Raw genomic sequence first — 16,024 nt, forward strand, 5'->3', positions numbered from 1 at the left:
ACACGACGCACAGGGCACACCTGAATCTCGCGTCACCGCCGGACCGCGCCAGCACCCGCACAGTCCCATACGAGCCGAGGCCAAGCATGTGCCAGAGCACCGCCCGCAGGACTCAGACCTCCTGGATCGACCGGGAACGCGACTTCGAGGCGTGGTTGAAGCCCGACCAGGTCCGCGTCAAGGCCGCCCCTTACGTATCCCTCGCGGCTGCGCGACGCGGGCACGTTGAGCGGGTCGTCGCTCAGCTCCGCACCAAGGGCCGCGTCCCGCGGGTGTGCCTGTACGCACTCACCGCAGGCCGGCAAGAGCCCACCCACTCTCTGGACGCGGTGCGGGCCTTCGCGGAGCGGCAGGGATGGCAGGTCGGACCGGGCAAGTCCTACACGGACCGGCACGGCGTAACCGACCTCATGACGCGGCCGGGGTGGAGCTACGTACGCCAGCAGATCCGGTCCGGCCGCGCAGACGGTGTCGTGGCGCTCACCTACTCCGTCATCAGCCCGCACCAGGATGAGTACGAGCGGCAGCTCGACTGGTTCGTAGACCACTTCGGGTTCATCGCCCTGGTGACGCCAGAGTCGACGGCGGTGCCGCGGTGATGGCCTCACAGTACGCGGCAACGCGCACCAGCAGCTCTCTGCGGCAGGCTCAGGAACACGTTTCAGCGGTCCTTGCCGGCTTCGATGTGGCCTTTCTCCCGGAGAACTGCCGTGTCGCGCACATGCGCCGGATCACCTCGGCGCACCTGCGTTACTGGGACCTGGACGCCCTCGCGGACAGCGCCACCGTTGTCGTCTCCGAACTTGTCACCAACGCCATCCAGCACGGCCAGGGGCCGGTCGGGCTCAGGGTGACGCGTTCGACTCACGAACTGCGCATCGAGGTCACCGACAGAACGCCTGCCCCGGCCAGGATGCGGTGCGCGGACGCCGCCGACGAAAGCGGCCGCGGGCTCCTCCTCGTCGACGCCCTCTCCGACGACTGGGGCGTCAGCCCCGACGGGACCACGACATGGGCCACCTTCGCATTCCCCATAGGGAGGCCGTGATGGTCGCGGTAACCCGCGAAGCCGCGGGCGAACTGACCAGACAGTGCTCCACCGATACCCCGACGCTGAGCACACTCCTCTTCGCCCTGCGCCGCTCCCTGGCGTACGACGAGATCAACGCGGAGAAGCTGTACGACGGCCTGAACGCCGTGCTCGACGAGTACGCACGCCCCGCCCCGGACGAGATCAAAAATATCACGGAACAGCTCCAGCAGCTCACCCCTCCGCTCGTGCAGGCCATCCCGTACCTCGTGACGCAGTACCCGACCAATGAGGTACGGCGCCTGATCGTCCTGAGCACCCAGCGTCCGTGCCCCGAGCAGGCCTACCGGCACCTCGTCCGCTACGCCATGACCCTCGACGAACTCCTGGGCCTGATCGGAGACGCCGCGTCGTGACATGCACCCCACACCTCCCCTCGTGGTCTGCTCCGCGCGACAGCTTCCCGCAGGCCCCTCCAGACCGCCCGGTGCTGGGAAAACACGGCACCCATCCCCCGCGGAGCCGCAGCGCCCCAGCGCCGGGCACCCATTCCATCGGCGTGCGCTTCGCCGCATTCCACCACCTCATGTACGCGACATGGAGATGCGACGTGACCGCGACGACCGCGAAGCCCAACCTGACCAACCGGGAACGGGACGTCATCCGGAGGTCGTTGGTGGCTCGCGTGGAAAGGGCTGTCCGCCCTCCGCGCCCGGTACCCACGGCTGCACCGAGTGCTCGGAACGCCCTACCGCCACGGCCCCACGGTATCGAGCCTCTCGACCTCGGTGAGAAGCCTGGGGCAGACGCCCCCTGCCGTACCGGGACCGTCAGCTGACCCGTTGGATCCTGGCCTCCCATCTCGTCCGCGAGCTGCGCGGAGTCATCGTCGTCGACCTCGCTGAGGAAGCCGCGGCAGTCCGTTGCGTCTCCTCTGTCTGATCTCCGTCCTCTCCGCCCAGCGTGACGGCAGCGGCGGAGAGGACGGGCACCACCCGGCAACCGCACCTGACACAAGGCTCGGGGCCGGACGAAACGCGCGGGGAGGGCACCTCTTCATCTTCCTCCCCGCTCACCCCCTTCAGCACCGATCGCACCACTTGGAGCGTGCATGCTCACACCCCCGACCTTCCGCAGCATCGAAGGCGCCTACCTGGCGCTGCTCAAGCTGGCGACCGACGAGCACGAACACCACATCGCGGCCCGCGGGAACGAGGCCCGCGAGGTAATCGGTGTTGGATTCCGACTGCCCGACCCCCGCCAGAGGCTCCCCTACCTGGCAACCCGCAAGACCAATCCGATCTTCCAGTTCGCCGAAGCCCTCTGGTACCTGGCCGGCCGCCGTGACCTGGAGATGATCAGCTACTACGCGCCCTCCATGCGCGCCGGCTCCCCCGACGGCGTCAACCTCGGCGGCTCTGCCTACGGCTACACCCTCTTCAACCCGGCCGTCGGCGATACGGTCTCGCCGTTCGACCGGGTCCTGGAGCTGCTGCGCACGGAGACCGACAGCAAGCGCGGCTACCTCCCGGTCTTCTCCCCCGCCGAGCTCGCCGTCGGGGACAACCCCGACATGGCGTGCCTGGCCGGCCTGTACCTGTTAGCGCGCGGCGGGCGTCTGCACATGGTGTGCAACATGCGGGCCAACGACCTGGACTGTGGCCTGCTGTCCGATGTCTTCAGCTTCACGATGATCCAGGAGTACGCGGCCGTGCAGCTCGGGCTGGAGCTGGGCACGTACACCCACTTCATCGGTTCCGCGCACGTCAACGACAGGAACGCCGAGCGCGTCAGGAAGGTACTGGCCGAGGCAGACATGCGGAGCCTTCCGCAGCACTTCCCCTTCCCGGCGATGTCGGCGGAGACCACGCCCGCCACCATCCGGCAGGTACTCGAACATGAGGAACTGCTGCGCACGAACAAGGTGCAGTACAGCGCGGACGACATCGCCCACCTCGATGTGGACGTGTACTGGCAGCAGGCCGTACTGCTCTTCGAGGTGTACCGGCAGATCGAGCACGACAACACCGACACGGTCAGCCGCGACGTGCTCGACGCCCTGCATCCGGGCCTGCGCTGGCTCCTTCAGCACCGCTGGCCGCCCTGCGCGACCGCCGGAGGCGAGCAGTGAGCCGCAAGCCGCCGAGCGGGACCGTCGTGGAGGGCATCGACTTCGCCCGCTGGTCGGTCATCCTGTGCAAGCCGGACGCGGTCGAGCGCGGCCTGGTGGAGGCGGTGCTCGACCGCATCACCGCCTCGGGATGCACCGTCACCGGCCGGCGCGATCTCACGGCGCAGGCGTGGCAGGCTCACGTGCACTACTGGGATCTGCTCGTCGACGCCGACTGGTACCCGGGCAGGGACATCCCCGCCTGCTTGGACGCGATGTACGCCGACCGGCCCGTCACGGTCGCCCTCGCGTACGGCGAGCCCGGCGTCCACGCCCGTCTGCGGCAGCTCCTTGGCCACTTCGATCCCACCCAGGCCGCGCCCGGCACCATTCGCGGCGACCTCGGTGACGACAGCCTCGAAGTCGCCCTCGCAGAGAAGCGCCTCGTGCGCAACCTCGTGCACACCTCCGATGACAGCGGCGCCGCGCGCCGCGATTTCGGCACCTGGTTCGGTGCCGGCCGCCGCGAGCTGCTGGTGGCCGTCCCCTCCCGGACCGCCCTCGCTGATGCGTGAGCCCCTTCCCCGCCTTTGGAGGACCACATGTCCGTCCCCGTAGCCCCGCCCCGCCGCGCCCTGCCGATCCTGTCCAAGGAGAAGATCGGCGACCTGAAGCCGGCGCTCGCCGACGTGATCGAGTACCGCAAGTCGGGCCTGTCGCTGAACTGGATCGTCGGCTGCCCGCTGGAGTGCGGGTACTGCGTGAGGCACCTCTTCGATAACTTCGAGATGAAGGTCCCTCGGCGCCTCATGAGCGACGGAGACGCCGTGGCGGCCCTCGTCTCCCACCCCTACTTCCGGGCCCACCGCACGCCCATCCAACTGCTGAACAGAGCGACCGACCCGATGCTGCCGGTGGTGAAGCCGCACCTGTTCAACGTGCTGCGGCACCTGGACAGTCAGGGCCTGACGAACCACGTGCTGGTCATCACGCGCTGGCGTGTCGAGCCCGAGGACTGCGCCGTCCTCAACTCGTTCAAGGACCTGCGGCTGACGGTCCTGGTCACCCACTCGGGTATCGACAACGAGAAGATCGAGCCGGTCGACTCCCACATCGCCGCGACCAGCCTGCGCACCCTGTTCGAGCACGCCGAGCGATACCGTACCGTCTTGTACTGGCGGCCGATCGTTCCCGGCCTCAATGACAGCGACGCCCACCTCGAGCGGGCCCGCGAGCTGTCCGCGCACGCGCACGCCACGATCTTCACCGGTCTGTTCTTCCGCCGGGAGATCGCCTCCTACTACGAGGCGCACGGCCTGCCGATGCCGTACGAGGACACCGCTCGGCGCAAGATCATGCCGGAGACGGCCGAGCAGCGGATCCTCGACCGCTTCCGCCGTGACGACAACAGCTCGGCACCGTGGGGAGCGCTGTTCCGCAAGACGAGCTGTGGCGTGGCCTACGCCCATGGAGAGGCCGACTACAACGGCCACTTCGGCGTCAAGGAACTGTGCGACATCTGTCCCGAGGAACAGGTCGCCCTGTGCAGGTCGGCCTGGGTCAAGCCCGACCTCGTGGAGGTCGCCGAACAGGCCCGTTCCCTTGGCGCAACGGGTCCCGTTGAGATCGATGAGCGCGCCATCATCGTGGAGGGACTGGACGAGCCGCCGCGCTACTTCCTGCAACACGGCTTCGGCTACCAGTGCCATGACCGCGCCAAGCCCCACCACCGCCGCCAGCACGGCCGAGCCCCCATCGGCTGGAAGGCGGAGAACGGAAACACCAGCGCATGAACTTCTCCTCCTGGCCTCCGCTGTTCGTTGTCGATGTCGAGGGCAACGGCACCAACCCGCCCGACCTGGTCGAGGTCGCCGTCCTGCCCGTACGCGAGGGACGTCCCGATACGAGCACAGCCGGCGCATGGCTGACCCGGCCGCAACGCCCCGTCACGCCCTTCGCTGCACGCGTCCACGGCCTGACCAACGAGCGGCTGGCACGCGAACCTGGCTGGGAGGAGATCGCCGACCAGATCCACACGCTGCTCGGCACCTCGTGGATCTGCGCGCACAACGCGCACGTGGACTACAAGGTGCTCTCCACGCACCTTCCCCACTGGCAGCCGGCAGGAGTGCTCGACACACTCCGGCTCGCCCGAGCCACCTACCCCGGCCTGGCGAAGTACAGCCTCGACGCCCTGATCGACCACATCCAGCCGGACTTGCGCGCGGCCCCCGCACAGCGGCACCGCGCCACGTTCGACGCCTTCGCCACGGCCCAGCTCCTGCTCGCCATGGCCACCCACTACGACACCTGGGACCAGCTCGTCGCCGTGGCCGTCCCGCCCGGCCTGCCTGGCGCCCCCGAACCAGAAGAGGAACCGACCCTGTGGTGAACAAGCCCATCCGCATCGGAGTGCTCGGCACCCACTCCACCGGCAAGACCACGCTGCTGAAGCGGATAGAGATGGAGCTGCGCGGCCACGGCATCCCCGTGGCCCGCACCGTCCGGCTGGCCAAGCGCGCCGCCGCCATCGGCCTGCCGAAGATGCACCAGCACACCGCGGCGTCCACCGAGTGGATCATCACGCAAGGCATCGCCGACGAAATCGCGGCCGCCGCACAGGGCGCCGAGGTCATCCTCGCCGACCGCGCCCCGCTCGACGCCATCGCCTACCTCCACGCCGCCATCGAATACCGCGGCGAGCACCTTCACCAGCTGGAGAGAGAGCGCCTGCGGCTGCTCGCCGCCACCCAGCTCCCCAAATACGACCTGCTCCTGGCCACCGTCCTCGATCCGGACGTCCCCGTCGACCAGAGCCACGACTACGACCCCCACTACCGCCAGCTGGTGGACCGCCACGTCCACGGCCTCCTCGCCGACGACCCGGTTCCGCACACCCGCGTGACCAGCTCCCCCGCCAGCCAGGCGAACGTCATCGAGCAGGCGCTCCGCCTCTGCCTCCAGGAGACCGCCGCATGACCGCCACGCCGCCCGCGGGCACCATCACCATCGCCGGCAAAACGGTGTCCCGCCTCGGATTCGGCACCATGCGCCTGACCGGCCCCGGCACCTGGGGAGACCCCGAGGACCGGGACACCGCGCTCAGCGTGCTCCGCCAGGCCGTGCACACCTACGGCATCACCCACATCGACACTGCCGACGCCTACGGCCCCCACACCGCCGAGCACCTGATCCGCGACGCGCTGTACCCCTACCCGAAGCACGTGCTGATCGCCACGAAGGTGGGCATGGCCCGGCCGGCACCCAGCATCTGGGTCCCTCACGGCCACCCCGCGTATCTACGAGCCTGCGTCGAAACAAGCCTGCGCCGCCTCGGCATGGAGCGGCTGGAGCTGTGCTACCTCCATCGCATCGACCCCGAAGTCCCGGCCGCCGACCAGCTCGGCACACTCCGGGCTCTCCAGGACGAGGGCAAGATCGGGCACATCGGCTTGTCCAAGGTCACCCCCGAGGACATCCGCCTGGCGGGCAAGGAAGTCACCATCGCTGCCGTCCAGAACGTCCTTAACATGACCGACAGCTTCGACCCGGTACTGGACCTCTGCCGGGAACGGGGCATCTCCTACGTGCCCTACCGGCCGCTCGACGCCGGATCTCTAGCGCGCGCAGCTGGTGTACAGGCGCCGCTGCGCTGGCTGCTCGACCGGGGTGATCACGTCGCCCCCATCCCGAGTACGAGCCGTCCGCAGCACCTCGAACAGATCGTCGCGGCTGTGGCGGGCGAAGCCTGATGCCCACGATCACGGCACCAGCTCCCGCCGCTCCGGCGCCAGCCCGGACGGCAGCCCCGTACGAGGACTGGCGGCCTCCGATCATCGGCGTGACGTTACTCGTCCCGGTGGGTGCGGACGCACTGGTCATCGTCGACCTCCTCGGCGGCACCATGCTGCCCACCGGGGCCGTGTATGACGGCCAAGCTCCGGAGCAGGCGGCTCAGAACGTGCTCCATGGCGTCCCGGGCGGCCTCCCTTTGGTGCGGCGCGTCGCGCTGGCCTGGGTGCAGATGCGGCGGAGGAAGGTCATCACCCATGTGCTGGCGACCGAGCCGATGCCCCGCAAGGACGTCGAGCAGCTCATCTACCGCGACCCACGGGCTGAGGTGCGTGTGCTTCCCACCCTGCAAGTCATCGACAAGCTGACGCCGAAGGGCCGGCTACGGGCCTTGGTCGGGCTCCAGGCCCTCGCCACCGGCGAGACGGCCTACATCGAAGGGGATGTGGTGCGCACCGCCACACCACCGAGGCTCATGCAGAGATGACGAGCTGGAGCCCCGCGCGAGGTGGCGGCGCTAGGCCACCCCGCTGCCTGAGACCCGCAGAACACCCCGCAGCACTGCCTGGACCCGTGAAGGAGAGCCATGACCACCGATACCGCCGCCTACTGGGAGCCGTTGTGGGCCGAAGGCCGCCGTTATCGGCAGCTCAACGATGCTGAGACCCAGTTGTTGGATGAACACCTCGGTCCCGGCTGTGCGCGCCCGGCCCTCGACATCGGCTGCGGCGACGGCGCCCTGGCTCGGCATCTCCACCGCGAACTCGGGTACCGCACGACCGGCGTCGACTGCTCCCCCAGCGCAATCGCCCTCGCCGCCTCCCAAGACACCGGGCCCGGCCTCGGGCCGGTCTGGAAGTGCCTGGACATCACCGCCGACGATCTCAGTGCTTTGCCGGATCCCGCGTACGCGGCCATCACCTGCCGCCTGGTCTACCGGTGGATGGACGACAAGCCGGCCTTCGTCGACCGTATCCACCGGCTCCTCGCGCCTGGCGGGACCTTCTGGGTCGTCACCGAGGTCGCCGGCCGACGAGCAGCCACCCATCCCCTCCAGGACCTCGGGATCACTCCGGAAGAATCCGAAGTCCTCACCGCAGGCTGGTCCGTAGTGCGCACCGCTGACCTCGACGTACTCCGCTGTTACGCCCTACGCCCTTGAACCGCAACCGGCACCGAGGGGACACACCCATGGCGGAAGTGCGGCCCGTGTCGCTCACCGACGCCGCGGAGCGTGAGGTGCCAGCACACCCAGCTGCGCTTTGATCACGCGGTGGAGCCCCTCGGCGGTCTGACCGCTCGGGCACACCTCTTCAGCGTTGAGGTGTTTGGTCATCCCGGGGCCGCGGAGAGAGCCCGGACCACTTCTGTGGCGTCGTCCGACGTGTCGAGGTCGCGGACAAGCCGGACCGCCATGCGGACCTGTTCTGGGGATGGGGCACTCGCCGCCGCGGACGCACAGTCCTCGAACTTGCGGATAATGTCGCCCCACGTCATGGGGGCCTCCGTGCTGCCCGGCACTTCGGTGCCGGTTCGGGTGACGTGACGACCATCTCTGAGCCTCAGCTCCACTCGTCCCGGAGGGAGTTCCATCTTCCAGTCGAGGCTTTCGTCAGCTATAGGCACGACCTTGCGCGCCATGTTCAGCACCTCGGGGTTCCGAAGCGCGTCGGGCAGGAAGTCCGCCACCCGTACAGTCCCGCGAGTGGCGGCGACGGCCACCAGAAACGGGAGGCTGAACTTCGCGTCGACAAGCGTGGATGGGGCGCGTCGGGCATCGAGGGGACGGCACATCAGGTCGTGGTAATCACCGACATGCACGCGGACCTCATCGATGTCGTCCGAGGCCAGGCCGTGGTCGGCCATGAGGCCGATGGCGGCGTGGATATGGCTGTGGGCCGTACCGACCGCGGGCCAGGGCTTGTAGAGCGTTCCGCCACCCTGATAGTCCGTGCCCAGTCCGGCCAGGATCGCCTCGCGGTCGTACACACCATCGAAATACGTGCGGAAGACGCCGTGTCCGCCTTCGAAGACGTCCGGGACACCCGTGATGCCCTTCTGCGCGAGGAGGGCCGCCGTGACCGCCCCCCTGGCGGAGAACCCCGCGTACATGGCCCGTAGATCACTGCCCGTGCCCGCAACCACCTCCATGACACCGCTGGACTGCATGCTCGCAATACCCAGGGCGTCGGCCAGGCGCTCGCCAGGCAGACCGAGGACGCGGCCCGCCGCCGCGGTCGCGGCGAAGACGCCGAGCACGGTCGACAAGTTCCAGTCCTTGCGCCAGCCGACGTTGCGACGCAACCGGGCGAACAGATCCTGGCCGGCCGCGACCGCGGCGATCAGGTCCGCGCCCCGGACGCCACCCTGCCGTTCGGCAACAGCGAATACTGCCGGGACGATCGAGCTGGAGCAGTGCTGGCCCCACGGTGTCTGGTCGTCGTAGTCGAGGCAGTGCGCCATGGCACCGTTGGCGAACGATGCCGCCATGGCCGGGGCCTTACCCCCGAATGCGAGAACGGATGACTCCGGGCGACCTCCGCTTTCCATGACCAAGTCGATGACACCGCGCACGGCTGGCTCCGTGCCGCTGGCCGCGAGGATCACGCCGAGTGTGTCGAGGATGCTCTTCTTGGCCGCCTCAGCAGCCTCAGGCGGAAGATCCTCGTACCGGGTCTCGGCAGCGCACGCCGCCAGCTGGTGAACGATGTCAGTGGTCGGAAAGGCCATGTGTACCTCGGTTGTGGGCTGCTCGTTCATTCCTCAAGGGGCTGTCACGAAGACAGTCGACGGCGCCGCAGGCGAGCCGGTCAGCAACATCCTGCGGCAGGCCGGTCGACTTCAACTCCGTGTATGCGGCGGGGTTCAGCCGACCACCGTCGGTTCCAATCCTCTCTCCGGCATCTCCGGGCCGCTGCGCCACCGCAGGCACCCCATCAACACGATGGCGACAGCCAGGCTCACCGCCGGAACGACGAGCCCGAACGCGGTGTTGCCTTCCTTGGCCACCTTCGCGATGAGCAGCGGCCCGACGAACCCTCCAAGTGAGGCCACCGAGTTGATGACGGCGAGGCCCACGGCGCTCTGAGCACGGCTGAGAACTTCGGTGGCAAGGGCGAAGAAGGGTGGGAGGTACGAGACGATGCCGATGGCAAACAAACACAGTCCGATGAGGCCCGGCACGGGAACATTGCGGTAAACCATGGTCAGGACGAGGCCCACAACGGCTGTGATCAGGCAGCCCATGACCGCAGCCTTGCGTTGGCCGGTGCGGTCGGAGAAGCGTGCGACGAACAGCATGGCCAGCGCCGCGCACACGTAGGGAAGGGCTCCTATGAAGCCGATGTTGGTGGGCGAGTATTCGGGGTCCAATTGCGCAACGATCTGCGGGAGGAAGAAGGTCATCCCGTAGGTGCCGACACCGCCGAGGAACGATACGACGGCCAGGTGGAGAACCCGGGGGTTCCTAACGGCGCGCAGTTCGGGATGACTGGGTGCTTCCGCCTCCGCGCCGTCCCTGGACTGATAGTCGGCGTTGATCTCGCCATCGAGCCAGGTGGATTCCACGCTGGTCAGCCATCGGGCCTTGGCGGGGCGGTCGGCCATGCGGAAGAAGGTCCACATGCCCAGGAGGATCGGCGGCAGGCCCTGTAGGACGAACAACCACCGCCACGACGCCAGCCCGAACCAGTCGACGTGATCCAGGATCAGGCCGGCGCTCACACTGCCGACGATGAGTCCGACGGGCTGGGCGAACACCATGCCGGCCAGCGCCCGGCTGCGGTCCTGACTGAGGAACCAGTAGGTGAGATAGAGAACGAGGCCCGGGAAGAGGCCCGCCTCCGCGATGCCCAGGGCGACCCGGGCGATGTACAGGTGTGTCGTGTTGGCGATAAAGCCGGTGAGCAGGGTGACAACTCCCCAGGTGATCGCGATGCGGGAGAGCCAGGCGCGGGCCCCGACCTTCGCCATGACGATGTTGCTGGGTACTTCCAGAAGCACGTACACGATGAAGAACACGGACGCGGCCGCCGCGTACGTGGCGAGGCCGATGCCGAGGTCCTTCGACATCGTCAGCTCCGCGTAGCTGATGGTGGAGCGATCCATGTAGCTGAACATGTAGAGCAGGAACGCGATCGGCAGAATGGATCGCTTCACCTTGCGGATGACGCCGGGACCGTCGACGCCCGATGGTGGTGCGGTGTCGCCTGTGGCCATGAACTCCGTCCAACTTCGTTGTTGTCGAGGACTTCCACTAGGGGCGAAGGGCCTGCGGGAGGGAGATCAGTGCCCGTACGGGGTCCGTGTGAGGGACCGGACCAGTTCCGCCGCGTCGTCGGCCGTTTCGAGGTTCGCCGCCGTGCGCTGGGTCGCGGCGATCTGCTCCGGAGAGGGCGGTACGGCGGCCAGTGCGGCGCAGTCCGCGAACTTCCCGGTGATGTCGTTCCAGGTCAACGGCCTGCTGGCCGAGCCGGGTGTGTGCTCGCCGCCCTGCTGGACGACTCGTCCGTCCCGGGTCACGATCTCGACGCGCCCACTGGGAAGTTCATCCTTCCAGTCGAGGGCGGGGTCGGGCACGGCCACGACCTTGCGCGCGAAGTCGAGGACACGCTGGTCCTTCAGCGCCTCCTGTGTCAGGTCTCGGGTTTTCAGGTCGCCATGCACGGCCGCCATCGCCACCAGGAACGGCAGGCTGAAACGCGCGTCCATGAGGGTGGCCGGCGCCCGCCGTGCCTCCAGTGGCGCACACAGTCCCTCGTGGCAGTCCCCTACGTGGACGCGCACCTCCTGGATGTCATCGCGGCTCAGGCCGTGGCGGACCATGGCTTCCAGCGTCGCGTGGATGTGGCTGTGCGCGGTCCCGACCGCCGCCCACGGCTTGTAGAGCGTGGCGGCTCCGTAGTACTCCCCGCCGAGGTTCTCGAGGATCTTCTCCCGGTCGTAGCTGCCGCCGAAGTAGGTGGCGAAGAAGCCGTTGGTTCCCTCGAAGAGGGTGCCCGTGCCCTTCGCCCCGCGCTGCGCGAGAAGCGCGGCGAGCACACCGCCCTTGGCCGAGAATCCCGCGTACATGCCGCCGAGTTCACTGCCGGGGCCGCTCACCATGTCCATGAAGCCACCGGACTGGACGGCACCGAAGCTGAAGGCGTGGGTGAGCCGGTCGGGCGGGAGGTTCAGCAGGCGTCCGGCCGTGGCCGTGGCGGCGAGGACACCGATGACGGACGACAGGTTCCAGTCCTGGCGCCAGCCGACGTGCCTCCGCAGTCGGGTGAAGAGGTCCTGCCCAACCGCGACAGCGGCGATCAGGTCCTTGCCGGAGATCCCGCCCTGCCGTTCCACGACGGCAAGCGCGGCGGGGACGATGGAGGTGCCGGAGTGCTGGCCCCAGGGTGTCTGGTCGTCGAAGTTGAGGCAGTGCGCCATGGCACCGTTGGCGAACGCTGCCATGACCGCGGGGGCTTGGAAACCGTGGCCGAGGACGGTGGCCTGCGGGCCCCCGCCGACGTCCCGGACGACATCGACGGCGGCGCGTGCCGCGGGCTCCGTGCCGCTGGCCGCGAGGATCACGCCGAGCGTGTCGAGGAGCGACTTCTTGGCGCCCTCCACGGCGGGCAGCGGCAGCTTCTCGTAAACGGCCTCTGCGGCGAACTCGGCCAAAATGGCGGACAGGTCAACAGGGTGGTCCGACACGCTGGTGGAGTGCGTCATGGGTCTCCTCCGGATCGATGTGTGCTGAGGGGCGTCCCGGCCCGGCCGCACCCGGGCCGGAACATGGTGAGGGCATCGTTTGGCGGACTACCGGACCATGTAGCCCGCGTCGGCAGTCAGCACGGAGCCGGTCATGAACGCGGAGTCGTCCGAGGCGAGGAAGAGGGCCACGCGCGCGATGTCCTCGGGCTCGCCCAGCTTGCGCAGCGGCGTGCCTTGCGCGTAGCTCTCCCGCCAGGTCTCGTCGGCGAGGATGTTCGCAACGAGTTCGGTCTGGATCAGGCCGGGCGTGATGACGTTGGCGCGGATCCCATTGACGCCGTAGGTCTGGGCCATGGCTCGTGTGAGGCCGACGACGCCGGCCTTGGCGGCGGTGTAGGCATGGTTGGGGGCGCCGATCCAGTGCCCGGCCAGCGAGGCGACGTTGATGACCGATCCGCCGCCGCCCTCGATCATGTGCGGCAGGACGTACTTCCCCATCAGGAAGACGCTCTTGAGGTTGACACCGATGGACTTGTCGAACAGTTCCTCGGTGAGGTCGATCGTCGGGCCGTCCTGGGAGTCGTCGCGCGGTCCGGGCCTGCGGAAGTTCGCGCCAGCGTTGTTGTAGAGGACGTCGATCCGCCCGAACTCCTCCACGACGCGCTCCACCGCCGTACGGACGCTGGCGGAGTCGGCGACGTCGCAGGTCAGCGGGAGCAGCCCGGGGACACCGAGCTCCCCGGCCGCCGCCGCGGCCTTCTCGCCGTCGAGGTCGAGCATGGCGACCTTGGCGCCCTCCGCCTGGAAGATACGGGTCGCGGCGAGACCCTGGCCGCGCGCCGCTCCGGTGATGATGGCGACCTTGCCGTCGAGCCGTCCGGGCATAGGTGTACTCCTCAACTTTGGTGTGGGCATGCGGAACTGGGCAGCACGGCAGGAGGTGCCGGCCCGTCAGGGGTGGTGCCGTCATGGGTGAGCGGATGGGTCCGCGGAAGCGTCACGCGCAGACGTGGTGACGCGGGTGGTCGTCGTCGGTTCTCCACCCGGTGCCGCCGCACGCCAGGGGGCGGCGGCAGAAGGCGTCCTCAGTGGAATGCGCGGCCCCCGTCGACGCCCAGGACTGAGCCGGTGACGTAGGAGGCGTCGGTGCTCGTGAGAAAGAGGAGGGCGGCCGCGATCTCGCTCGGGTCGGCGATGCGCTTGAGGGCATAGTTCGATGCGCCGTCGCGGTGCCCGTCGGCCATGGCGGTGTCCACCATGCCCGGGGAGATGCAGTTCACCCGGACGTGCGGCGCGAGTTCGGCGGCCAGGGCCTTCGTCAGGGCGATGATCCCACCCTTGGACGCGGCGTAGGCCGTGTAGCCCGGGGCGTTGGGCAGCAGGCCCTGCGCGGAGGCGATGTTGACGACGCTCGCGGCGGACTCGCGGGTCAGCCAGGGCAGGAAGCTGCGGGTCACGAGGTACGTGCCGGTCAGGTTCACCTCCAGGACTCGGCGCCAGTCGGCCGCCGGTACGTCGGCGGCCCGCCCGCGGAACATGATGCCGGCCGCGTTCACCACGCCATCGACACCGCCCAGCTCCACGGCCGCGCGCTCGGCGGCGGCCGCCACCTCGTCCTCCGCAGTGATGTCCACCTCGAAGCCGGACCCTCCGGTCTCCTGGGCGATCTCCTTCAGGCCGGTCGGATCCCTGTCCAGGAGTGCGAGGGAAGCACCTTCCTGTGCGAAGAGTCGTGCGGTGGCCCGTCCGATGCCGGATGCCGCGCCGGTCACCGCGATGCGGCGACCGCGCAGTCGGCCGCGCGGGGCATCGTCCGGTATCGGTGCGCTGCTCATGCTTCTGCTCCATCCAGTAGATGTGTGAGAGGGGGTGGTCTGCCAGTCGTGGGCAGGGGCGCGACGGTGAGGTCAGCGCATCACGAACGCGTTGGCCGGGGCGTCGTCGTCCGTGGACAGCACGACGCTCTTGGTCTCCAGGTACGCGTCCACGGCCTCGACGCCGTGCTCGCGCCCGAGCCCGGACCGCTTCATGCCGCCGAACGGCACCATGTAGCTGTACGTCCGGTAGGTGTTGACCCAGACGCTGCCTACGTTGAGCGCCTTGGACATGCGCATGGCCCGGCCGATGCCGCGCGTCCAGACCCCTGCGACGAGCCCGTACGGGATGTCGTTGGCGATCCGAACCGCCTCTTCCTCGTCGTCGAAGTCGAGTACGCAGAGGATCGGGCCGAAGACCTCTTCCTGGGCGATCCGCATGTCGTTGGTGACATCGGTGAAGATCGTGGGCTCGACGAACTGACCGCCGGTCAGTCCGGGGCCGGTTGCCGGGCTGCCGCCCAGGATGCGGCGGGCACCGTCCTGCTCGGCGACGCCGAGGTAGTGGAGGACCTTCTCGTACTGGGCCCGGGTGGAGATCGGGCCCACGTTCGTGTCCGGGTCCATGGGGTCGCCGAGCCGGATGCCCTTGGCGAGCTCGACGACCTTGGCGAGGAACTCCTCCTTGACGGAGGAGTGGACGAGGAGGCGGGAGCCCGCGGCACACATCTGACCGCCCGCGCCGAAGATGCCGGAGACGACACCGACCGCGGCCAGGTCGAGGTCGGCGTCCTCGAAGACGATGTTCGGTGACTTGCCGCCCAGTTCCAGCGAGACCCGCTTGACGCCCCGTGCGGCCGTCTCGTACAGCTTCGCGCCGGTCGTGTCGGAGCCGGTGAACGCGATCTTCGCCACGTCGGGGTGCTCCACCAGGGGCGCGCCCACGTCCGGTCCCAGGCCGGTGACGACGTTGAACACCCCGGCGGGCACGCCCGCACCGGCGAGCAGTTCAGCGAGCTCCAAGGTGCTGGCGGAGGCGTACTCCGAGGGCTTGACGACCACGGCGCAGCCGGCGGCCATGGCCGGGGCCGCCTTCACGGTGGCGAACCACAGCGGGGAGTTCCACGCGGTGAGGGCGGCGACGACACCCACCGGCTCGCGGCGCGTGAAGGCGACCGAGTTGGCCTTCTCCAGGGGGATCGAGGAGCCTTCGATCTTGTCGGCGAGGCCCGCGTAGTAGTACCAGCACTCGGCCACGGCCTTCATCTGGCCGGTGACCTCCGCGAGCAGCTTGCCGTTGTCGCGTACCTCGGTCTCGATCAGGGTCTGGGCGTGCTCGGTGATCGCGTCCCCGACGCGGCGCAGCACCCTGCCGCGTTCGGACGCGGTCATGGTGGACCACGGTCCCTGCGTCATAGCGCGGTGGGCGGCGCTGACGGCGCGCTCCGCGTCGGTGGCGTTGCCGCGGGCGATGCGGGCCCAGGTCTCGCCGCGGTAGGGGTCCGTCGAGTCGATCCAGGCGCCGCTGTCCGGCTGTACCCAGGCGCCGTCGATGTACTGGAGGTACTGCTTCATGTTGCGTGTCCTTAC

General features: G+C 68.7%; 17 protein-coding genes. 11 read left to right on the forward strand and 6 right to left on the reverse strand.

The annotated features are described in order from the left end of the window. Positions 1-86: 86 nt before the first annotated feature. From IG84_RS0111915 to IG84_RS0111965, 11 genes are all read left to right on the forward strand, one after another. Entirely contained in the window at positions 87-599 is a 513-nt protein-coding gene (locus tag IG84_RS0111915; RefSeq protein ID WP_031054787.1) for a hypothetical protein, read from the forward strand. Continuing rightward, the gene (locus IG84_RS0111920; RefSeq protein WP_031054790.1) at positions 599-1,048 is read left to right on the forward strand and encodes an ATP-binding protein; all 450 of its coding nucleotides are present in this window, start codon (positions 599-601) and stop codon (positions 1,046-1,048) included. The genes IG84_RS0111915 and IG84_RS0111920 overlap by 1 nt, the downstream gene beginning before the upstream one ends. Further along, complete coding sequence (locus IG84_RS0111925) at positions 1,048-1,446, forward strand: DUF6415 family natural product biosynthesis protein (protein WP_031054792.1); 399 nt, start codon at positions 1,048-1,050, stop codon at positions 1,444-1,446. The genes IG84_RS0111920 and IG84_RS0111925 overlap by 1 nt, the downstream gene beginning before the upstream one ends. A gap of 695 nt (positions 1,447-2,141) precedes the next feature. Continuing rightward, entirely contained in the window at positions 2,142-3,161 is a 1,020-nt protein-coding gene (locus tag IG84_RS0111930; RefSeq protein WP_031054794.1) for a thymidylate synthase, read from the forward strand. Then, entirely contained in the window at positions 3,158-3,715 is a 558-nt protein-coding gene (locus IG84_RS0111935; RefSeq protein ID WP_063761783.1) for a nucleoside-diphosphate kinase, read from the forward strand. Before IG84_RS0111930 ends, IG84_RS0111935 begins: the two co-directional genes overlap by 4 nt. A gap of 27 nt (positions 3,716-3,742) precedes the next feature. Then, a complete protein-coding gene (locus tag IG84_RS0111940) occupies positions 3,743-4,933 on the forward strand; it encodes a hypothetical protein (RefSeq protein WP_031054800.1) in 1,191 nt (396 codons plus the stop codon). Beyond that, positions 4,930-5,532 (forward strand): 3'-5' exonuclease, encoded by a 603-nt coding sequence (locus IG84_RS0111945; RefSeq protein ID WP_031054802.1) that lies wholly within the window; start codon positions 4,930-4,932, stop codon positions 5,530-5,532. Before IG84_RS0111940 ends, IG84_RS0111945 begins: the two co-directional genes overlap by 4 nt. After that, positions 5,529-6,119 carry an AAA family ATPase gene (locus tag IG84_RS0111950; protein WP_245659315.1) on the forward strand — a complete coding sequence of 197 codons (591 nt, stop codon included), beginning with the start codon at positions 5,529-5,531 and terminating at the stop codon, positions 6,117-6,119. Before IG84_RS0111945 ends, IG84_RS0111950 begins: the two co-directional genes overlap by 4 nt. Further along, positions 6,116-6,892: an aldo/keto reductase gene (locus tag IG84_RS0111955; protein ID WP_031054807.1), complete on the forward strand. Its 777-nt coding sequence runs from the start codon at positions 6,116-6,118 to the stop codon at positions 6,890-6,892. The genes IG84_RS0111950 and IG84_RS0111955 overlap by 4 nt, the downstream gene beginning before the upstream one ends. Positions 6,893-6,981: 89 nt before the next feature. Then, complete coding sequence (locus IG84_RS0111960) at positions 6,982-7,419, forward strand: hypothetical protein (protein WP_031054808.1); 438 nt, start codon at positions 6,982-6,984, stop codon at positions 7,417-7,419. Positions 7,420-7,518: 99 nt separating this feature from the next. Continuing rightward, a complete protein-coding gene (locus tag IG84_RS0111965; RefSeq protein ID WP_031054811.1) occupies positions 7,519-8,094 on the forward strand; it encodes a class I SAM-dependent methyltransferase in 576 nt (191 codons plus the stop codon). Positions 8,095-8,264: 170 nt separating this feature from the next. On the opposite strand, the gene IG84_RS0111970 is transcribed toward IG84_RS0111965, so the two are convergent. From IG84_RS0111970 to IG84_RS0111995, 6 genes are all read right to left on the reverse strand, one after another. Continuing rightward, positions 8,265-9,692: an MmgE/PrpD family protein gene (locus IG84_RS0111970; RefSeq protein ID WP_211266449.1), complete on the reverse strand. Its 1,428-nt coding sequence runs from the start codon at positions 9,690-9,692 to the stop codon at positions 8,265-8,267. Positions 9,693-9,797: 105 nt separating this feature from the next. Beyond that, positions 9,798-11,150: an MFS transporter gene (locus tag IG84_RS0111975; protein ID WP_051861629.1), complete on the reverse strand. Its 1,353-nt coding sequence runs from the start codon at positions 11,148-11,150 to the stop codon at positions 9,798-9,800. Positions 11,151-11,216: 66 nt separating this feature from the next. Beyond that, positions 11,217-12,638 (reverse strand): MmgE/PrpD family protein, encoded by a 1,422-nt coding sequence (locus IG84_RS0111980; RefSeq protein ID WP_063761784.1) that lies wholly within the window; start codon positions 12,636-12,638, stop codon positions 11,217-11,219. Between the two features lie 87 nt (positions 12,639-12,725). Continuing rightward, positions 12,726-13,505 carry an SDR family NAD(P)-dependent oxidoreductase gene (locus IG84_RS0111985; protein WP_031054821.1) on the reverse strand — a complete coding sequence of 260 codons (780 nt, stop codon included), beginning with the start codon at positions 13,503-13,505 and terminating at the stop codon, positions 12,726-12,728. A 200-nt stretch (positions 13,506-13,705) separates the two neighbouring features. Beyond that, positions 13,706-14,455, reverse strand: coding sequence for an SDR family NAD(P)-dependent oxidoreductase (locus IG84_RS0111990; protein ID WP_051861630.1), 750 nt, complete (start codon positions 14,453-14,455; stop codon positions 13,706-13,708). Between the two features lie 72 nt (positions 14,456-14,527). Then, positions 14,528-16,009: an aldehyde dehydrogenase gene (locus IG84_RS0111995; RefSeq protein ID WP_031054826.1), complete on the reverse strand. Its 1,482-nt coding sequence runs from the start codon at positions 16,007-16,009 to the stop codon at positions 14,528-14,530. Between the last annotated feature and the right edge of the window lie 15 nt (positions 16,010-16,024).

Origin of the sequence: Streptomyces ochraceiscleroticus (assembly GCF_000720485.1) — a bacterium.
In the GTDB taxonomy this organism is placed as follows: Bacteria; Actinomycetota; Actinomycetes; order Streptomycetales; family Streptomycetaceae; genus Streptomyces; species Streptomyces ochraceiscleroticus.